Genomic DNA, 14,881 nt, shown 5'->3' on the forward strand with positions numbered 1-14,881 from the left:
CAGTCACCCGAGCCCCGAGAGTCGTCGGCACCCGTTGGGCAGGAGACGCCAGAGCCGCTCGTAGTCATCCGCGACCCCGGGAATTCCCAAGGCATGCTTCGGCATCACCCAAGGCTCGATGTACCACACTCCGCTGAATGCGGTTGAAATGATCAACTTGGCACACGTGACACATGGCTGATAGTTGGTAATGAGGATTGCCCCCCGTAGCGCGCGTCCTGAGCATGCGGCTTGCGCTATAGCGGACTCCTCCGCGTGCACGCATATGCACAAGTCATACGCCGTCCGATGGGGGACGTCTGCCGCAGCGCATCTGCTGCAGCCGCCATCCAAGCATCGCGCCATCCCGGGTGGTGTGTCGTTGGTGGCTGTGATGGCGAGCGACCCGTCGAGTACGACGAATGCCGCCACCTTGCGCTTCAGGCAGGTGCCTCGTTGTGCAACTCGCTCGAGCTCGATGAGCAGCTGTCTCGGTGACATGCCGTCGATCATCGGCCCCTCAGATGTCATCGAAACCCTTCGAGAAAGTCGCCGAGTGCACCGGCTGTGCCCCGTCCATCATTCTATTTTGCTCGATTGCACGGCCGGTGCCGATCCGGGAGTAGCCCCGAGGTGTTAGGGCGTAGGCAAACGGTAAGGCTCTTAGTGCAGGCCCTCCGTTTCTCAGAAGCACGAAGCCGAGCAGCGCGAGTGCCCGGCGCGCCTCGCGGTCTCAGCACGGTGAGTCCGTGGTGAACTACACTCAATTCGGCCAAATCCGTACCCCGGCGGGTTGGCGGCGCACGTCACGGTGCGTAGCCAGTTATCCCCGTGTACCCCGGTGGTCTCGGTCATCGGCTACCCGTATGCACTTGCGGATACGGCTCACTGCTGCCTATTCGCTGGCGTGCTGAGCTCTGCCCTGGAAAGCAGAGGCCAACACCATAGGTCAAGGGCCGGCCGGACCGACGAATAGCGCATGGTTCGAATAGCGCGCTCCGCCAGCCCCGTACGCCTGCGACCGGATCGTCGGCGACCTGCCCGACCCCGACCCGGCATAGGCCGCCACCGGCACCCATGCCGCGTCTGCCGAGGCTGAGCCGGACTCGACGGCTGCGTCCGAGACACCCACGACCGGTAAGGCCGGAGGAAACCCAGTGACCATCCGTTCCCAGCAGAAGATCGTCACCCGGATCTGGGCTCTCCGGGCCCATCGCGGGGGCATCCTCGGCTTCCGCGAGGAGGTGCTCGTGGAGGCACTCGACCTCCAACACGCCCGCCAGGTCATCACCCCGCACCAATTCGACTTGATCGATTGGTCTGTGGGGCGTTCCATCGTCGGCGCCGACACCGCCCGCGCGACGTCGACACCGACCAGCACGCGCCAGCGGCGACCCGACGTGTCGCCGTAACCCCTTCAGCAGCACCGGGGTGTGGTTGCCCACCTGCCGGCCCGATTCGGGCCGGCACGGGGTTGGCCCCACCCGTCTCCGCTGTGCGGCACCCACCGCCCGCGCACCCGGAGACGGGTGCGCGGGCCCGACCTTGGAATCGAGGCATCAACATGACCACACCAACCCCACCGGCCCCCCAGGCGGGCGCACCGCGGAACGACCCGACCTCGGGCGGCGCGCCCACCGCCGGCGCCACCTCCGGCCGGTCCGGCTACCTCTACCGGAAGGTCGCCCTTCACCTGGCCGACCACCCCGACCAGATCCTCAAGGTCGGCGAGATCACTCGGGCCATCGGGGCCCCGTCGTCCGGGGCGGTGTTCGAGGCGCTGAAGAAGATGGCCACCGCCGGGCACGCCACCCACCACCGCGACCCGCACCACCGCTTCCAGATCACCCAGGCCGGTATCGACGCCGCCGGCGCCCTCCCACCCGCCGCGCCCCGCGCCCGCTCCGGAGGCAGCAGCGGTGGTGGCCGGCAGGCCCGGCCCGCGCCGGTACCGCGACCGAACGGGACGCTGTACCACCCGCGGCGGCTCGGCAAGGGCTGGGACGTCGAGGAACTACGGCGGCTGCGCACCCAGCAGGTACCGGTGCTGCTGTACGGGCCGCCCGGCACCGGCAAGACCGCCATGGTCGAGGCCGCGTTCCCCGACCTGCTCACCGTCGCCGGCACTGGCGACACCGTCGTCGACGACTTCCTCGGCTCATACAACCCCCTGCCCGGCGGCGGCTACGAGTTCGTCCACGGACCCCTCGTCACGGCGATGCGCCAGGGGCGGGTGCTGCTGGTCGACGACGCCACCCTCATCCCGCCCCGCGTCCTGGCCGTGCTGTACCCGGCCATGGACGGCCGCGGTGTCATCACCATCCCCGCCAACGGCAACGAGGCCGTTCAGGCCGTCGATGGGTTCTACATCGTCGCCGGCCACAACCCGGGCGTGCACGGCGCGGTGCTCACCGAGGCACTGGCCTCCCGGTTCACCGTCCACCTGCACGTCACCACTGACTGGGACCTCGCCCGCCAACTCGGCGTCCCCAAGACCGTCGTGGCCGCAGCGGTCGACCTCAACGCCGACCTCGCCGCCGGCAAGACCGTGTGGGCGCCGCAGCTGCGCGAACTGCTCGGCTTCGTCAAAGTCCGCGACCACCTGGGCATGACCGCTGCCCTGGCCAACCTGGCCGGCATCGCCCCCGAGGACGCCCGCGACGACGTCACCGCCGCCCTGTCACGACACACCGGCACGCCCATCACTGCCCTCGCCCTCGGCAAGCGCTGATTCCCATCTGCCGATCATGGAAGGAGCCAGTTCGTGTCCCACCCCAGCAGCCACCTCCAGCAGGGCGCACCGCCGAAGCCGGCCGGCGCCAGCGACTGGCATGACTGGTCCGCGGCGTGGACGAAGCACGTCCCGCTGCTGACCGGCCGTACCGACCTCACCGTCCTCGTCGCCCCCGGCGCCGCCGGGACCGCGCCCGAGTGCTTCTACCCCGACCTCAACCGCATCGAGGTCGACGCCACCTACATCGCCGAGCGTCCCGACGTCACCGACCCGGCCAAGGCCCGGCACAAGCGCCTCGTGCCCACCGGGTACGGGCTGCTCGTACACGGCGCCGCGCACGCCGCGCACAGCCGCTGGAGCACCCCGCCCGGCACGCCGCCGATCCTCGCCGCGGTCGCCGACATGCTGGAGGAATCCCGGGCCGAAGGCCGCCAACGCGGGCGCCGCCGCGGCGACCGCCGCTGGCTGCGCCACGTGGTGAAGACCCTCCTCGACCCCGACGACGCGGCCGTCGACGACCTGTGGCACGCCGGGCAACTCGCCGCCCTGCTCCTGGCCCGTGTCGACGCCCGCATCGTCACCAGCAAAGACGTCCGCCCCGTCCGGGCCGCCGTCACCGGTGTCCTCGGCCGCGCGCGGCTGCGGCAACTGCGGGACATCTGGCGGGAGGCCCACATCTGCGAGGACACCGACGCAGACACCATGATCACCCTGGCCCGCCGGTGGTGTCAGGTCCTCGGCATCGACCCCGACCAGCAGTGCGACGTCCCGGAGCCGGACGCCGGTCTGTTTTCGGGGCGCCTCGCCGCGGCTCTCGTCGACTACCTCGCCGTCGCCGCTGGCGTCACCCCGGCCGAGTACGCCGCGGCGCTGCTGGCCCACCGGCACAGCCCACCCTCGGAATGGGACCGCCGGGACCCGACCGAGCAGGAACACCGCGCGGCCCGCGACCTCGCCAACCGCCTCCGGCAGGCCCGCAACCAGCACCCCGAACCCGGGCGGCGCCCCTCCGCGATTCCGCCCGGCCGGCTGCGAACCCGGCAGGCCATAGCCGCCGAAGCGCAAACCGCCGCCGGGCAACTGCCGACCGCCGCACCGTGGCAGCAACGCGCTCAGCTGCCACCGGAGAAACCCCGTCTGCACCTGGCTGTCCTGGTCGACCTGTCCGGCTCGATGGACCGCTACACCGAGACGATGTCCTCCGCCGCGTGGATCTTCGCCCACGCCGCCCGCCGCGCCGACGCGACGACCACCACCATCGGCTTCGGCGACCGCACCACCGTCCTGGTACCGCCACGCGCCCGCCCCAACCAGGTGCTGACCATGCGCACTGGCCTCGCGACCGCCACCTTCCCGGAAGCGGTCAAAGTCGCCGACCAACTCCTCGACCTACGCCACGGCCGCACCCTCCGGATGCTCGCCGTCGTCTCCGACGGCTGCCTCGACGACATCCCCGCGGGACAACAACTCGTCACCACATTGCACCGGGCCGGCTGCGCGGTGCTGTGGCTGCACCCCGCCGACCCGCTCGCCGACAGCGAGCTGACCGGCCCGGACCAGATGTGGAGGCACACCTTCACGCAAACCACCTCCCTCACCGTCGCTGATCCCGTCGCGGCCGTCGCGGCGATCGCCGACGCCGCCGTCGCCGCCCTCACCCAGGCTTAAGGCCAGCCGAGCCGTTCGGCGACCGACCAGTCCCACCCCCGCGGCGCTGCGACGGCCGTGGCCGGGCAGCGCCGCGCGCGGCGACCCCACGACGTGGCCCCAGGCCCGGAGCGTCGGGCTGCCGCCGGCAACCCGACGCGTCTCGCGGGGCCGGCAGCGGACGGCCCTCGCCGCCGCTGCGCGACTTGACCATCCGCGCCATCGAAGCGTCCATGCATCGCGTCCCCCGCTGGCCCGGTGGGCCAGGTCCGGACGCGCGTACGACGCCGCCCATCACGAGGAGCCCAACCCCATGCGTTTCGGCACCGACAACGACCACCCCTTCGACACCGAGAACCGCGCCTGGCGACGCCTCAACGACGTCACCAGCGAACACTTCGACGCGATCACCTGGACCCGCGACCCGGACGGACGACCGGTCCTGCTCACCCTGGGCGACCTGCGCACCGGGGACATGATCACCCTCGCCGTCCTGGACTCCCTGGAGGTCCGCGACCCGTATGCGCTGCTCGCCGTCCACACCGGCGGCGAACTCGCCGCCCACGGCCCCACCGACGGCGCCACCGCGGCCGGCTCCCACGCCGCGACCCTCGCGCTCGACAGCACCACGCTCAACCTGACCAGGCCCGTGCCGCTGCACGACCCCGCCGCCACAGCCCTACCCGCCACCTGCTGGGTCGACCTGCCCACCACCCTCGCCGCAGCCCTACGGCCCGCCCTCGACGACGCCCGCACCGCCGTCCTCGTGCTGCTCGACCGCAGCGCCGGCCGGCTCGCCACGGTCGGCCCGTTCCCCACCCACGCCGCCGCCGACACGTGGCAACCCGACGGCGGACCCGGCTGCACCGCCGACCGGCTTATCGTGCCGCTGCACCCGGTCACCCTCCAGGAGGCCCGGCCGTGACCAGCACCCGACCCCTGGCACACCCCAGGCTTCCGCCGATCGTGGCCGTCGACGTCGACGGCGTCCTCAACCCCGCCAACCCGGCCCACGCCGAGGCGCTCGGCTACCAGCCGCACCGCTACGACGGCCCCGGCCCCGACGGTCGGCACGTCGCCGGCACCGTCTGGCTCCACCCCGACCACGGGCCATGGCTGCGGGAACTGGCCGAACACGCCCAGCGCTGGGCCTGCCGACCGCCTGGCCGCACATCCCCGTCCGCGCGGGCGGTGTCCGCTTCGGCCACCAGAGCAAACTCTCCGCCCTCTACCCACGGCGGGCACTCGCCGTCCTCGACGACCAGTTCGGCGGCAAGGACCCCACCACCGCCGACCAGCGCAGCGCCGACGGCGCACCCACCGTCCTCCACCCGGTCGACCCCTATCACGGGCTGCGCCGTGCCGACGTCGACACGGTGCTGACCTGGCTGCGCCGACTCTGACCAGGCCACACCGGCGCCACCCGGCGCCGAGGCATTCCGCTCACTCGGATTCGCGGGGCCCCCATCTGTTGATGCGGGCCCCGCGCCGTCCCGGCAGGGAGTTGATTATGGACAGCATGTTCGCCGCCGCCGCCGACGAACCGGATACCGACCGGTCACCTCGACGCAGCGTCGGCGACCCGGAACTACGCAAGACCCGACGGCTCGCCCGCGAGTGCGCCACCTGCATCTTCAAGCCCGGCAACCCGATGCACCTCGACGCCGGCCGGCTCAGGCAGATGGTGACCGAAGCCCGCGGTGAGGCCGGATACATCATCTGCCACTCGACGCTGCCGTACGCAGATAGTCCGGTCCCGCCCGCGGTTTGCCGCGGCTTCGCCGACCGGTACCGCACCTGGCAGCTTCAGGCCATGGAACGGCTCTGGGGCTTCGTCGACGTCGAACCACGCGACCCGGGCCTTGTCCGCACCACCGACTGATTAGGAGACAACTGTGTCGAGCACCGACGACTTCCTCCGACGCCAGGAACACATCATCGACACGACCGGCTGGGCCGTCACGCACGTCCTGCCCACCGACGACGACCCCGAGGCCACCACCCCGTTCGCCTACACGGTCGGCCTCACCGCCCACGACTACCCCGAACTGATCACCGCCGGGCTACCGGCAGAGGTCGCCCACACCCTGCTCAACGACCTCGCCCGCCGGGTCTACGACAAGGCCGAACGGTTCACCCACGGCCAACACATCAACGACCTCATCGCCGGCTACGACGCGATCATCATCGACGGGCCACCCTCCGACGAGCTGTTCCCAGGCATGGCGATCGCCCGTTACGGGCGCGCGAAGGTACGCCTGCAACAGATGGTGTGGCCCGACCCGCAGGGACAGTTTCCATGGGACAGCGGCTACGCCTTCGACCCAGACGCCCAGCCGCTGATCGCCACCCTCTGATCCCCGAACACCAGGCCACGCCCGTGTACGCCGCGGAGCCGAACCACCCAGACCGTCCTGGGCGTGGACCGCGTGTTACGGCGCCTCGTCACACCTTTTCCAGAACTGCGCCCGTAGCTTGTGCCGCACCTGGTCGCTCAAGTCGAACTCGCCACGGCGCTCGGACAAGTCGGTCAGCAACGCCTTGTCGATGTCCCGCGGGATCGATGGCCTCCCCGCCCTGAGCTCCGCCAGCGCCTCGCCGGAGGCAGACGTGCGGAACGCCGTCAGGACGTTGGTGACCACCCGGTCGATCTGGTCGGCAAGTCCCTCCGGGTCCTCGTACTCCGTTGCTACCTGCGGCTCGCGGCCCGTGGTCGCGCTGTAGGTCAGCACCGACGACGACGGACGAGGGGCACCTGAATGTCCCAGACCGGCGAAGTCCCGGGGTGTGGCCCTGGTCGGCGGTGACCCAGCAGGCAGCGCGACCGCCACCGGCTGCGTCGTCGGTGGCGCCGGCGGCATCTCGACCTTCATCACCGTCTCATCAACGGATTCCGGGGGCAGGATTTCAAGCCCGTCGGCCGCCCGGATCAGATGCCGGCTGATGCCGTGGGGCTTGCCCTCCGCGCTGGGAACGGCAAGCAGGATGACCTGCACGCCATGAACCTGGGCCTCTTCGACAGCCTCGGTCAGATCGTCGTCGCCCGACAGGAGAATGAATACGTCGGCGGCTCCATTGCGCGCGTGCGTCACGAGGTCAAGACCGATACGCAGGTCCACGCCCTTCTGCTGGCCGTCGATGGCGAACCGGCCGAGCCGCAACTTGACCTTCGGCACCTCGCCGATGCGCTGCTGCGGCTGATCGGGCACTCCGTCTCGAGCGGAGTCGTACCAGTGCACCCGCAGCACCGGCAACTCCGATATCTTCTTGGCCTGCTGAACAAGCGCGTCGATCAGCGGCGGGTAGTCGACGTGAACCCCGCTGCGCAGTGACGTCCCGGTGACCCGGACAGCTGCGGAACTGAGCAGGTAACCGACGTCGACATAGAGGGCGCACATAGACCTCATGGCTCACAGGATGCCACCACCAGCTCTGATCGACCTCGTCGCCGCGCATAGCCACCGACTGCGGCCAGACCTTCGCCCGCTCCGGGCATGCACGGAGCCGCGCGGGGCGCCGGGAGGCGCCTCACGCGGACGAGGATCAAACCGATCCTTCAGCGATTCAGCACCTCCGCCGGCCGCAGCGGTGGTGTCTCCCCAGGCTGTCATGTTCGATCGCGGCCGCGGCGCCGACGATGGCCGGGCGGCAGGTTACGGCGTACGGTGCGCTCGGTCCGGCCGATCCTGCGCGCGATCTCGTCGTACCCCATGTCCGGGTTGATACCGAGCCAGTAGGCGACGGCGGCAGGGGTCTCGCTCGGCACGCCGGGCGTCTGCTCCGCCTGCTCGGGTGCCGTCGCGTCGGCATGGCTTTCGTCTGTGACTTCGTCGTCGCTGGTTGTCTGGTCCTCTCGGAAGGACTGCGAGGGCTCGGGACCGGAGGGTGTCGGGCCGTGCGGGGGCCGTTGGTCCTCGTCCCGCTCGGGGCTCGGCTCCGGCTCGGCACGCTTGGGGCGCCGCCGTGCGGTGTGGGCCGTCAGGGGCTGCGTGGCGTGGCCGGGCTGTCCCGTCGGTCGCGGGTGCCCGTCGGGACGCGGCCCCTGCCGCCGGTCGACACCGTCTGCGATGCGGGCCGGGGTCAGGTCGGCGGCGATGAGGTCGGTGAGGCCGTCGTAGTCCGCCGTCGCGGTAAGGCGGGCGGCGATCTCGTCGAGGTCGTAGACGTGCACGGCGATCCTGGCGGTGGCGGGGTCGACCGCCGCTTCGATCTTGCGTCGTAGGACCTTCGTGATCGCGGCGTCGCGCCGCTCACGGCGTAGCGCGGCGTGTGCCGCGTCGAGTGACCCGTACAGGCCGAGGCGCGCGTCGGCGCGGGCCATGGACCGGGCGCGGCGGGTGAGGATGGGGTGCCGCAGCCAGTGGCCGACCAGTTCGTACGCGGGGGTGGGCGCCGCGAGGGCGCCGACGGCCCGCAGCCGATCGCGGCGCTGGTTGTCCACGTGCAGGAGCCAGACGAGGTAGCCCAGGCCCGACATGCCGGCGAAGAACCCGCCGAGCAGATGGTCGTCGTGGGCCAGCCAGTTGAACCCGACCGCCCCGGCGGCGATCGCGGCCGACAGGACCCGGGAGGCAAGGGCGCGTTCACCCAGCCTGCGCCGCACGTCGGCGTTGCTCATCAGCACGACACCGCCCAGCTCGAGGGCGCCGACGGCGGGAATGGCGGCCAGCAGCGGGATGTGAAGCTTCTGCGTCGCGCCGGTGACCTGGCCAGCGAGGGCGGTGAGCAGCACGACGCCGTAGAAGGCGGCGCGGACCACGGCGGCGCGGCGGACGGCCCGCTCGAGTTGCGTGTCGGGGTGCCCGCCGACCGGCGGAGTCATCGTGCCGGCGGGTGCCGCCGCAGCCGGGATCGGCGGTGGCCAGGTGCTTCCGTTGGTGCGGGCCACGCCGACGCGAGTGTCGGTCATGTCGGGGCCTTGCCGGTCGCGCCGACGCGGCGGGCCCGCTGCACGCGGTCGACCAGTCGGCGGGCCAGAGCGGTGGTCTCGTCGCTGACCTCAGCGTCGATCTCGTCGAGGTGGCGGGCGAGTTGCCGGTGCAGGTCGCGGATCGCGGCGGCGTCGTCGAGGGCGGCGTGGGCGCGCATGGCTGCCTGGTACAGCGGCTCGGCGTAGGGGTGGTGGCCGAGTGCGGTGGTGAGCACGCCGATCGCCTGCGCGGGCTGGTCTGCGAGCGCCTCGGCCAGGGCGAGGGTGGCGTCGGTGGCCTGCCGCTGCACGGCCTCCCGGTACGGTTCGATCCACTCGTAGCCCTTCCCGGCGGCGAGCGGGCCCTGGTAGGCGGCGACGGCGCGGGAGAGGGCGGCGACCCGGTCGGCGGGGTCGCTGGCCCGGTTGGCTTCGTCGATGGCGTCGCTCATCCGCCACAGGTCCGCGTCGACCGCGTCGCGGTGCAGGATGTACCGCCGGTCGGGGTGGGACAGGTAGGTGGCGGGCCCGCCGGTGCTTTTGAGGACACGGCGCAGGTTGTAGACGTAGGTGTGCAGCCGGTGCGGGGCCTTGCTGGCGGTCGCTTCGGGGAGAAGGTCCTCCAGGATTGCCTCCTGGCTGGCGGTGCCGCCGCGCGCCGCGAGGTAAACGAGCAGTTCCAGGGATTTGCCCCGCAGGGGCTGGGTGGTGTCGATGTCGACGATGCGAGCGTCGCCGAGCACCTCCACGGTAACCCGCCCGGTCACCTCGTCGCCGTCGCCGGAGGACCGGGCGGGGTCGCCCTCGCCGGACTCCAGGTGCTTGTCTGGTGAGGCTGGTGCGGATGCTTCTGACCTGTCGCCGGACTCCGAGTCCGCCGCTGCCGGCGGCGGCGGCGCATGGTTCACCTGCGCTTCGGTCGTGTCGGCAGGACGGAGCGCCGAAGCCGCCGCCTTCAGGGCGGTTCCGCTGTCGGGTTCGCTGCTGGCCGACACGCCGGCCTCGTCGTGGGGTTCAATCGTGACCTTCGGCGTACGTCTGGCCGGTGCCGGGGGCTGTGGTTCGCCGGTCTGGGACTCGGCGAGGACCCTGAGCAGGTCGGCTGCCTCGGCCGGTTTGACCACGGTGAGGCGGCCGACGTCGGCGAGGTGGCGGCCGTGGCGATGGGTCTCACCGCCGGCCGCTGTGGTGGTGCCGTCGGGGTCGACGACGACGGTGTCACCGTCGGGCCAGGCGCCGAGCAGGACGCCATGGATGTCGAGGCGCTGGCCCTGGGTCAGCAGGGCGGCGACGCGGGCACGCTCGTGGGCGGCGGTGGTGTCGGCGATGAGCACCATCGGCGGCAGCGGTTCGGCCATGAAATCGGCGTCCCGCAGTCCGGTGATGGTGTCGACCTCGTGGTCGAAACACAGCCGGGTGCGGAGCAGGATCTGCTCCTCCAACAATGCCAGGGCGTCGGTGAGGCCACCGGTGACGGTCAGCCGCGGTGTGTCCGGCACCGTGACCGCGGCGGCACCCAGCAGGGTGGCCAGGGTGCCGGAGGGGATGACGACGCAGCTCCGGTCGTTGGGTGACTCCGGTCCGCCCGCGGCCAGGGCGGACACCAGGAAGCCTCGGGCCGCCGCTTTGGCACCCGGTCCGGTCAATCCCAGGCCGGCGGGCGGCCACACCTCGATCACCGGACTGGCCAGCGCTGGTATGACCAGTTGCCGGCCGCCGGTGGGGCTGGTAGGCGGCTCGTCGCCGTCTGGGCCTAGGTCCTCAGGGTCGGGTGGTGGGACGAGTTCGTCGAGCGGGGCGTCCGATTGCGCGTGCGGGGCTGGGGCCGGCTGGCGCCAGCCGCGGCGGATCCGGGCGACCACCGGCGGCATGGGCTCGACACCCGGGTCGTCCAGCCGCAGCCGTGACGTGGGCGGGCGGGGGGTGTAGCGGCGCCTACGGTGCGCCCAGACGAGGGCGACGGCCGCGAGGATCGCGGTGACCAGCCCGGCGTCGACCCAGCTGCCGGTGCCGAGTGAGACACCAGGTGAGGTGTCCGTTCGCGGGCCGGTTGTCCGCCGCCCGTCATCCGCCGCGGGGCAGGAACTGGCCTGTTGTGAGGCTCCGGAGGCCGAGGTGTTGGTGGGCACGGAGACTGTCGGTGACGGGGCGGGTGATGCCACGCCGTCGGCACCGTCGTCCGGGGCCGGTTCGGCGCGTCCCGGGTTCGCGGATGGCGCGTCCGACGGTGGCTGCGCGGACTGGTTCGGCCGCGTCGGCGCCGGCGATGCGGTACCAGGCCTCGGCTGCTCGGGACCCCCCGCCGGCGGGCCGACGGGCCGTCGGGGTCGCGGGGGCGCCCCGACCGGAGGTGTGGCGTCGTCGGGCAGTTTCAGTACCCAGCCGGGGTAGATCAGGTTCGGGTTGGTGAGGGCGCCGCCGACGGTCGACGAGTGCTTGCCACGGTTGAGGGCGTAGATGGCAGGCCACCGGTCACGGTCGCCGAGGCGCCGTTGGGCGATGGACGACAACGTGTCCCCCCGCCGGACCGTGACCGTACGTTCCACCTGCCGGTTCACGGGAGGGGCGGTCGCCCTATAGAGCGGGGCGTGGTCGATGTGCGGTGGCAGGAGGTGGGGTACGTCCGGGACGCTGGCCACGCCGGTGCCGTCGGGCCGGGCCGACGCGGCTCCGGCGGTGGCGCTGACAGCCGCCGCGCCCAGCAGCGCGGCGTTCAGGGTCCGCACCGGTCCCGGCACATGCAGGGCCGGCAGACGGTGGGACAGCCGACCGGTGAGCCGGACACAGTGGCCCACCACGGTGGCCGTCACCAGGACCCACAGCAGGACAGCGACGGTGACCGCGGTCAGCACCAGGGTCGGTGGTGACAGCGGTTGGCGCAGCCAGTGGGTCACCCCGTCAGCCGTGGGCATGCGCACCGCGGGCCGGACCACGAGGATCAGCGCCGCTACCGGCGCACTCATCACAGCGGCTGACAGAGTCCCCGCGATCAATGGCACTGCCTTGCGCATCATTACCTCCCCGCCTGTCGCATCACACCGGCGGCGCTGATACCTCAGGTCGACCGCGCACCGTCCGCGGAAGCGGCCCCGGACATCCGGAGTCGTGATGCCGAACGTAAGGGCTGTCTGCGGGGTCGGGCGCCGTAATCGCGCCTCACAGAACCTGACAGGACCTCACTGAACCTCACAGTCGCAGGTCAGACGGCCCTCGTTGGCGGCGTACGGCTTCGAGCGCAGAGCCGCGTACGCCCCCAAGTACACAGCAGCTATCGACATCTGCGGATGCAGCCCGCTGCCTCGCGGACGAGCCAGCCCAGCAACGGTCGACCATACTCAGTCATGTTGGCCGATCAGATGGCGGTCCCGAACTGCCGATGACAATGCACCTAATTATGTTAAGTTGAGTGCACGGCTACTTTTGAGTATGCAAATCCGGGCCGCATCGGCGGGACATCTGTTCGATAGCCTTGAAATCCGCGCACACAAAGGCGTAGAGTGCGCCGCCGTCACGGCACACTAACGACGGAATTTGCGAAGTCTTGCCGCGTCGGTGCGGATAAAATGTGATTACGGCAGAGTCGCCTATCCGATACATGGCATGCGTACGGTTTCCGGGGTAGTAGAAGGTTTCAATCTTCGCGCCACCCGGAGTAAGGAGGCTCTCAAACTCTCGCCTTGAACTTTCAATCCGGGCAATGAGCGCGTTGTGATCAAGCTCCACTTGCTCAGCAAGCACCTCAATCGTAGACGACGCCTGCGGATCGGACAGAAATATCCGAATCAGGGCACCCGGCTTCGATGCGACGCCTTCCATGAGAGATCGGTTTCTACTCAGCCATGCGTTTCCGTGGACCACAAATACGTCAACCCGGTCGGCTTTTCGAAAGAGGACTTTATAGTCCACATCGAGGAACTTTGCCGCAACTTGACTCAGGCCCGCCCGTTGTACGTCTACTCCAACCCGCGTCGCTTCCAGAACCTCCGCAACAAACGCCCGCTTACCAATGAGCTCCCAAAGGATTCCGAGGCATACTGAAGCCACCAGCAGGCCACCCATGTTCTCAAGGAGCGTCGGTAGAGGCTTATGGCGCGACCAGAAGGGCGTGTCAACGTCGCCGAGGTAGAGGAATATAAGCCCCAATACGAGAGCACTGAGTGCAACGACTGTGATGCGCAAAGTAACGAGCGTTCGATATGGGTGCCGCATTCCGCTCCAATGAAATTGACAAATTTAGTTGGCCGTAGCGGAGACCTCACCAAAACGTAGCGAAATTGAATCCGCAATCCACGGCATCGGAACATTCTCTATGAAGGCTGGCGCCTTGGGTGTCAGAAGACCGACACTACGAGACGTGCCCACAACTTAGAGCCGCTCAGCAGCAGGAGCGAGGCGCTGATCTGCCGCGATGCGGTCTCCGCCCCTTGAGGCCGGGTCGGTGTCCGCGGACGCACGGATGTCCGCCGCTGCGCGCCGAGACGCGCGCAACCATGCTGTCGGAGGTCCCTTCATCTTTGCGAGGAGGGTCGGTGACTCGGCCTCGATGATCGGGTCTACGGTGACTGCGTGGATCTCTTTGAGCTGCCTCGACCGGAGCACGTGGCACAGCCGGCATGGGATTCCATCGAGCTTGCGCTGAGCAGGCTGCGGCGCGCCTGGGAGTTCGATGACCTGCCGGACGTCGTGGGGAAGGCCAAGGAATTGGTGGAGACCGTAGCGAAGGTGACGGTGGAGGCAGCCGAAGGGGCCGTGTCCGACGCCGTTGACTTCCAGCCGATTGTGAAGGCTGCACAGAAGGCACTCGGACGCCAGCCGGGAGCCGATCTTTCACAAGATCAAAATCTTCGCGCCATGTCGCAGGCGGCGCAGACGATTGCAACAAGCCTCGCGCCGATCCGGAACGGGTATGGGACGGGACATGGCCGAGCACGCGTCCCAGATGTTGTCGTGGAGATGGCAACACTCTCGCTGGAGTCGGCCCTGATGTGGTCTAGGTGGGCCCTGCGGCGACTCGGGCACTTGCTCGCCGACTACCCGAACGAACTCATTGCCTCAGTTCAGACGGGTACGAGTCGGAAAGTTTTGAAGGAGAAGTTTGAGGCGAGTGCGCTGGCCCAGCAACCAAGCGAAGTGCAGCACCGGATTGGTGTCGTCTTCGGCCAGCAGTCCGCCGGAGGATTCGGCAATGCAACCGAGGTGGGCGTAGAGCCCGCGGTGGAGGGTGGATACGACGAGTATCCCATCGACTATCGGCGCGGGCTCCTGGAGGGAATGCTTTTGACCGGAGGAGGCTCTGTCGGGCTCACTGGCTTCTACGCCCCGTGGTTCGTCTCCCTTCTGTCCTCGCTTCCGGAGCGGGAGGCGCAAAGCGCGCTCGAAGCTCTTCGCGAGAGCGTGACCGGGGCTCCATGGATTGGCACATGGCGCGGCTCTACCAAGGTCGAGCCAGCGGATGTCGTATCAGCCCTGCGGAGCGAAGGTGAGCGGCTCCATCCGGGATTCGCGGAGCCGTTCCAGGCTCTTTGTAACGAGCTCCTGCACTCAGGAGAGTCTGCAAAGCTTGAGGACAAGGACTGAACCTCAGCCCTCACTAGCGAACGCGCGGACATGCC

Annotated in this window: 13 protein-coding genes; 8 read left to right on the forward strand and 5 right to left on the reverse strand. The window is 69.8% G+C overall.

Annotated features, from left to right (window positions below):
- Nucleotides 1–3: 3 nt before the first annotated feature.
- Complete coding sequence (locus ACFFHU_RS29260; RefSeq protein WP_377343683.1) at nucleotides 4–510, reverse strand: deoxycytidylate deaminase; 507 nt, start codon at nucleotides 508–510, stop codon at nucleotides 4–6.
- A gap of 626 nt (nucleotides 511–1,136) precedes the next feature.
- On the opposite strand from ACFFHU_RS29260, the gene ACFFHU_RS29265 reads away from it, so the two are divergent.
- The 7 genes from ACFFHU_RS29265 (at nucleotide 1,137) to ACFFHU_RS29295 (ending at nucleotide 6,717) form a co-directional block, all read left to right on the forward strand.
- Complete coding sequence (locus tag ACFFHU_RS29265; RefSeq protein ID WP_377343684.1) at nucleotides 1,137–1,391, forward strand: hypothetical protein; 255 nt, start codon at nucleotides 1,137–1,139, stop codon at nucleotides 1,389–1,391.
- Between the two features lie 152 nt (nucleotides 1,392–1,543).
- The gene (locus ACFFHU_RS29270) at nucleotides 1,544–2,710 is read left to right on the forward strand and encodes an AAA family ATPase (protein WP_377343685.1); all 1,167 of its coding nucleotides are present in this window, start codon (nucleotides 1,544–1,546) and stop codon (nucleotides 2,708–2,710) included.
- A 33-nt stretch (nucleotides 2,711–2,743) separates the two neighbouring features.
- Nucleotides 2,744–4,381 carry a VWA domain-containing protein gene (locus ACFFHU_RS29275; RefSeq protein ID WP_377343686.1) on the forward strand — a complete coding sequence of 546 codons (1,638 nt, stop codon included), beginning with the start codon at nucleotides 2,744–2,746 and terminating at the stop codon, nucleotides 4,379–4,381.
- A 292-nt stretch (nucleotides 4,382–4,673) separates the two neighbouring features.
- Nucleotides 4,674–5,285, forward strand: a complete 612-nt coding sequence (locus tag ACFFHU_RS29280) for a hypothetical protein (protein WP_377343687.1) — start codon at nucleotides 4,674–4,676, stop codon at nucleotides 5,283–5,285.
- Nucleotides 5,286–5,472: 187 nt separating this feature from the next.
- Entirely contained in the window at nucleotides 5,473–5,763 is a 291-nt protein-coding gene (locus ACFFHU_RS29285; protein ID WP_377343688.1) for a hypothetical protein, read from the forward strand.
- A gap of 116 nt (nucleotides 5,764–5,879) precedes the next feature.
- On the forward strand, nucleotides 5,880–6,242 hold the full coding sequence (locus tag ACFFHU_RS29290; RefSeq protein ID WP_377343690.1) for a hypothetical protein: 363 nt from the start codon (nucleotides 5,880–5,882) through the stop codon (nucleotides 6,240–6,242).
- Nucleotides 6,243–6,255: 13 nt separating this feature from the next.
- Nucleotides 6,256–6,717, forward strand: coding sequence for a DUF4262 domain-containing protein (locus ACFFHU_RS29295; protein WP_377343691.1), 462 nt, complete (start codon nucleotides 6,256–6,258; stop codon nucleotides 6,715–6,717).
- Nucleotides 6,718–6,792: 75 nt separating this feature from the next.
- Here ACFFHU_RS29295 and ACFFHU_RS29300 read toward each other — a convergent pair whose 3' ends face one another.
- The 4 genes from ACFFHU_RS29300 to ACFFHU_RS29315 form a co-directional block, all read right to left on the reverse strand.
- On the reverse strand, nucleotides 6,793–7,767 hold the full coding sequence (locus tag ACFFHU_RS29300; RefSeq protein WP_377343692.1) for an NYN domain-containing protein: 975 nt from the start codon (nucleotides 7,765–7,767) through the stop codon (nucleotides 6,793–6,795).
- 200 nt (nucleotides 7,768–7,967) lie between these two features.
- Nucleotides 7,968–9,119 carry a DUF2637 domain-containing protein gene (locus ACFFHU_RS29305; RefSeq protein ID WP_377343693.1) on the reverse strand — a complete coding sequence of 384 codons (1,152 nt, stop codon included), beginning with the start codon at nucleotides 9,117–9,119 and terminating at the stop codon, nucleotides 7,968–7,970.
- A gap of 146 nt (nucleotides 9,120–9,265) precedes the next feature.
- Nucleotides 9,266–12,283, reverse strand: a complete 3,018-nt coding sequence (locus ACFFHU_RS29310; RefSeq protein WP_377343694.1) for a BTAD domain-containing putative transcriptional regulator — start codon at nucleotides 12,281–12,283, stop codon at nucleotides 9,266–9,268.
- Nucleotides 12,284–12,683: 400 nt separating this feature from the next.
- Entirely contained in the window at nucleotides 12,684–13,448 is a 765-nt protein-coding gene (locus ACFFHU_RS29315) for a hypothetical protein (RefSeq protein ID WP_377343696.1), read from the reverse strand.
- Between the two features lie 387 nt (nucleotides 13,449–13,835).
- Here ACFFHU_RS29315 and ACFFHU_RS29320 point away from each other — a divergent pair, with 387 nt between their 5' ends.
- Nucleotides 13,836–14,846 (forward strand): abortive infection family protein, encoded by a 1,011-nt coding sequence (locus ACFFHU_RS29320; RefSeq protein ID WP_377343697.1) that lies wholly within the window; start codon nucleotides 13,836–13,838, stop codon nucleotides 14,844–14,846.
- Nucleotides 14,847–14,881 lie beyond the last annotated feature (35 nt).

It is taken from the genome of Plantactinospora siamensis (genome assembly GCF_042434095.1).
Lineage (GTDB): Bacteria > Actinomycetota > Actinomycetes > Mycobacteriales > Micromonosporaceae > KBS50.

Bases quoted from the DNA above. Each gene is read 5' to 3' on its own strand.
- ACFFHU_RS29300 (WP_377343692.1), bottom strand. From the start codon at position 7,767: ATGAGGTCTATGTGCGCCCTCTATGTCGACGTCGGTTACCTGCTCAGT.
- ACFFHU_RS29310 (WP_377343694.1), bottom strand. From the start codon at position 12,283: ATGATGCGCAAGGCAGTGCCATTGATCGCGGGGACTCTGTCAGCCGCT.
- ACFFHU_RS29280 (WP_377343687.1), top strand. From the start codon at position 4,674: ATGCGTTTCGGCACCGACAACGACCACCCCTTCGACACCGAGAACCGC.
- ACFFHU_RS29290 (WP_377343690.1), top strand. From the start codon at position 5,880: ATGTTCGCCGCCGCCGCCGACGAACCGGATACCGACCGGTCACCTCGA.
- ACFFHU_RS29270 (WP_377343685.1), top strand. From the start codon at position 1,544: ATGACCACACCAACCCCACCGGCCCCCCAGGCGGGCGCACCGCGGAAC.
- ACFFHU_RS29260 (WP_377343683.1), bottom strand. From the start codon at position 510: ATGACATCTGAGGGGCCGATGATCGACGGCATGTCACCGAGACAGCTG.
- ACFFHU_RS29285 (WP_377343688.1), top strand. From the start codon at position 5,473: ATGGCTGCGGGAACTGGCCGAACACGCCCAGCGCTGGGCCTGCCGACC.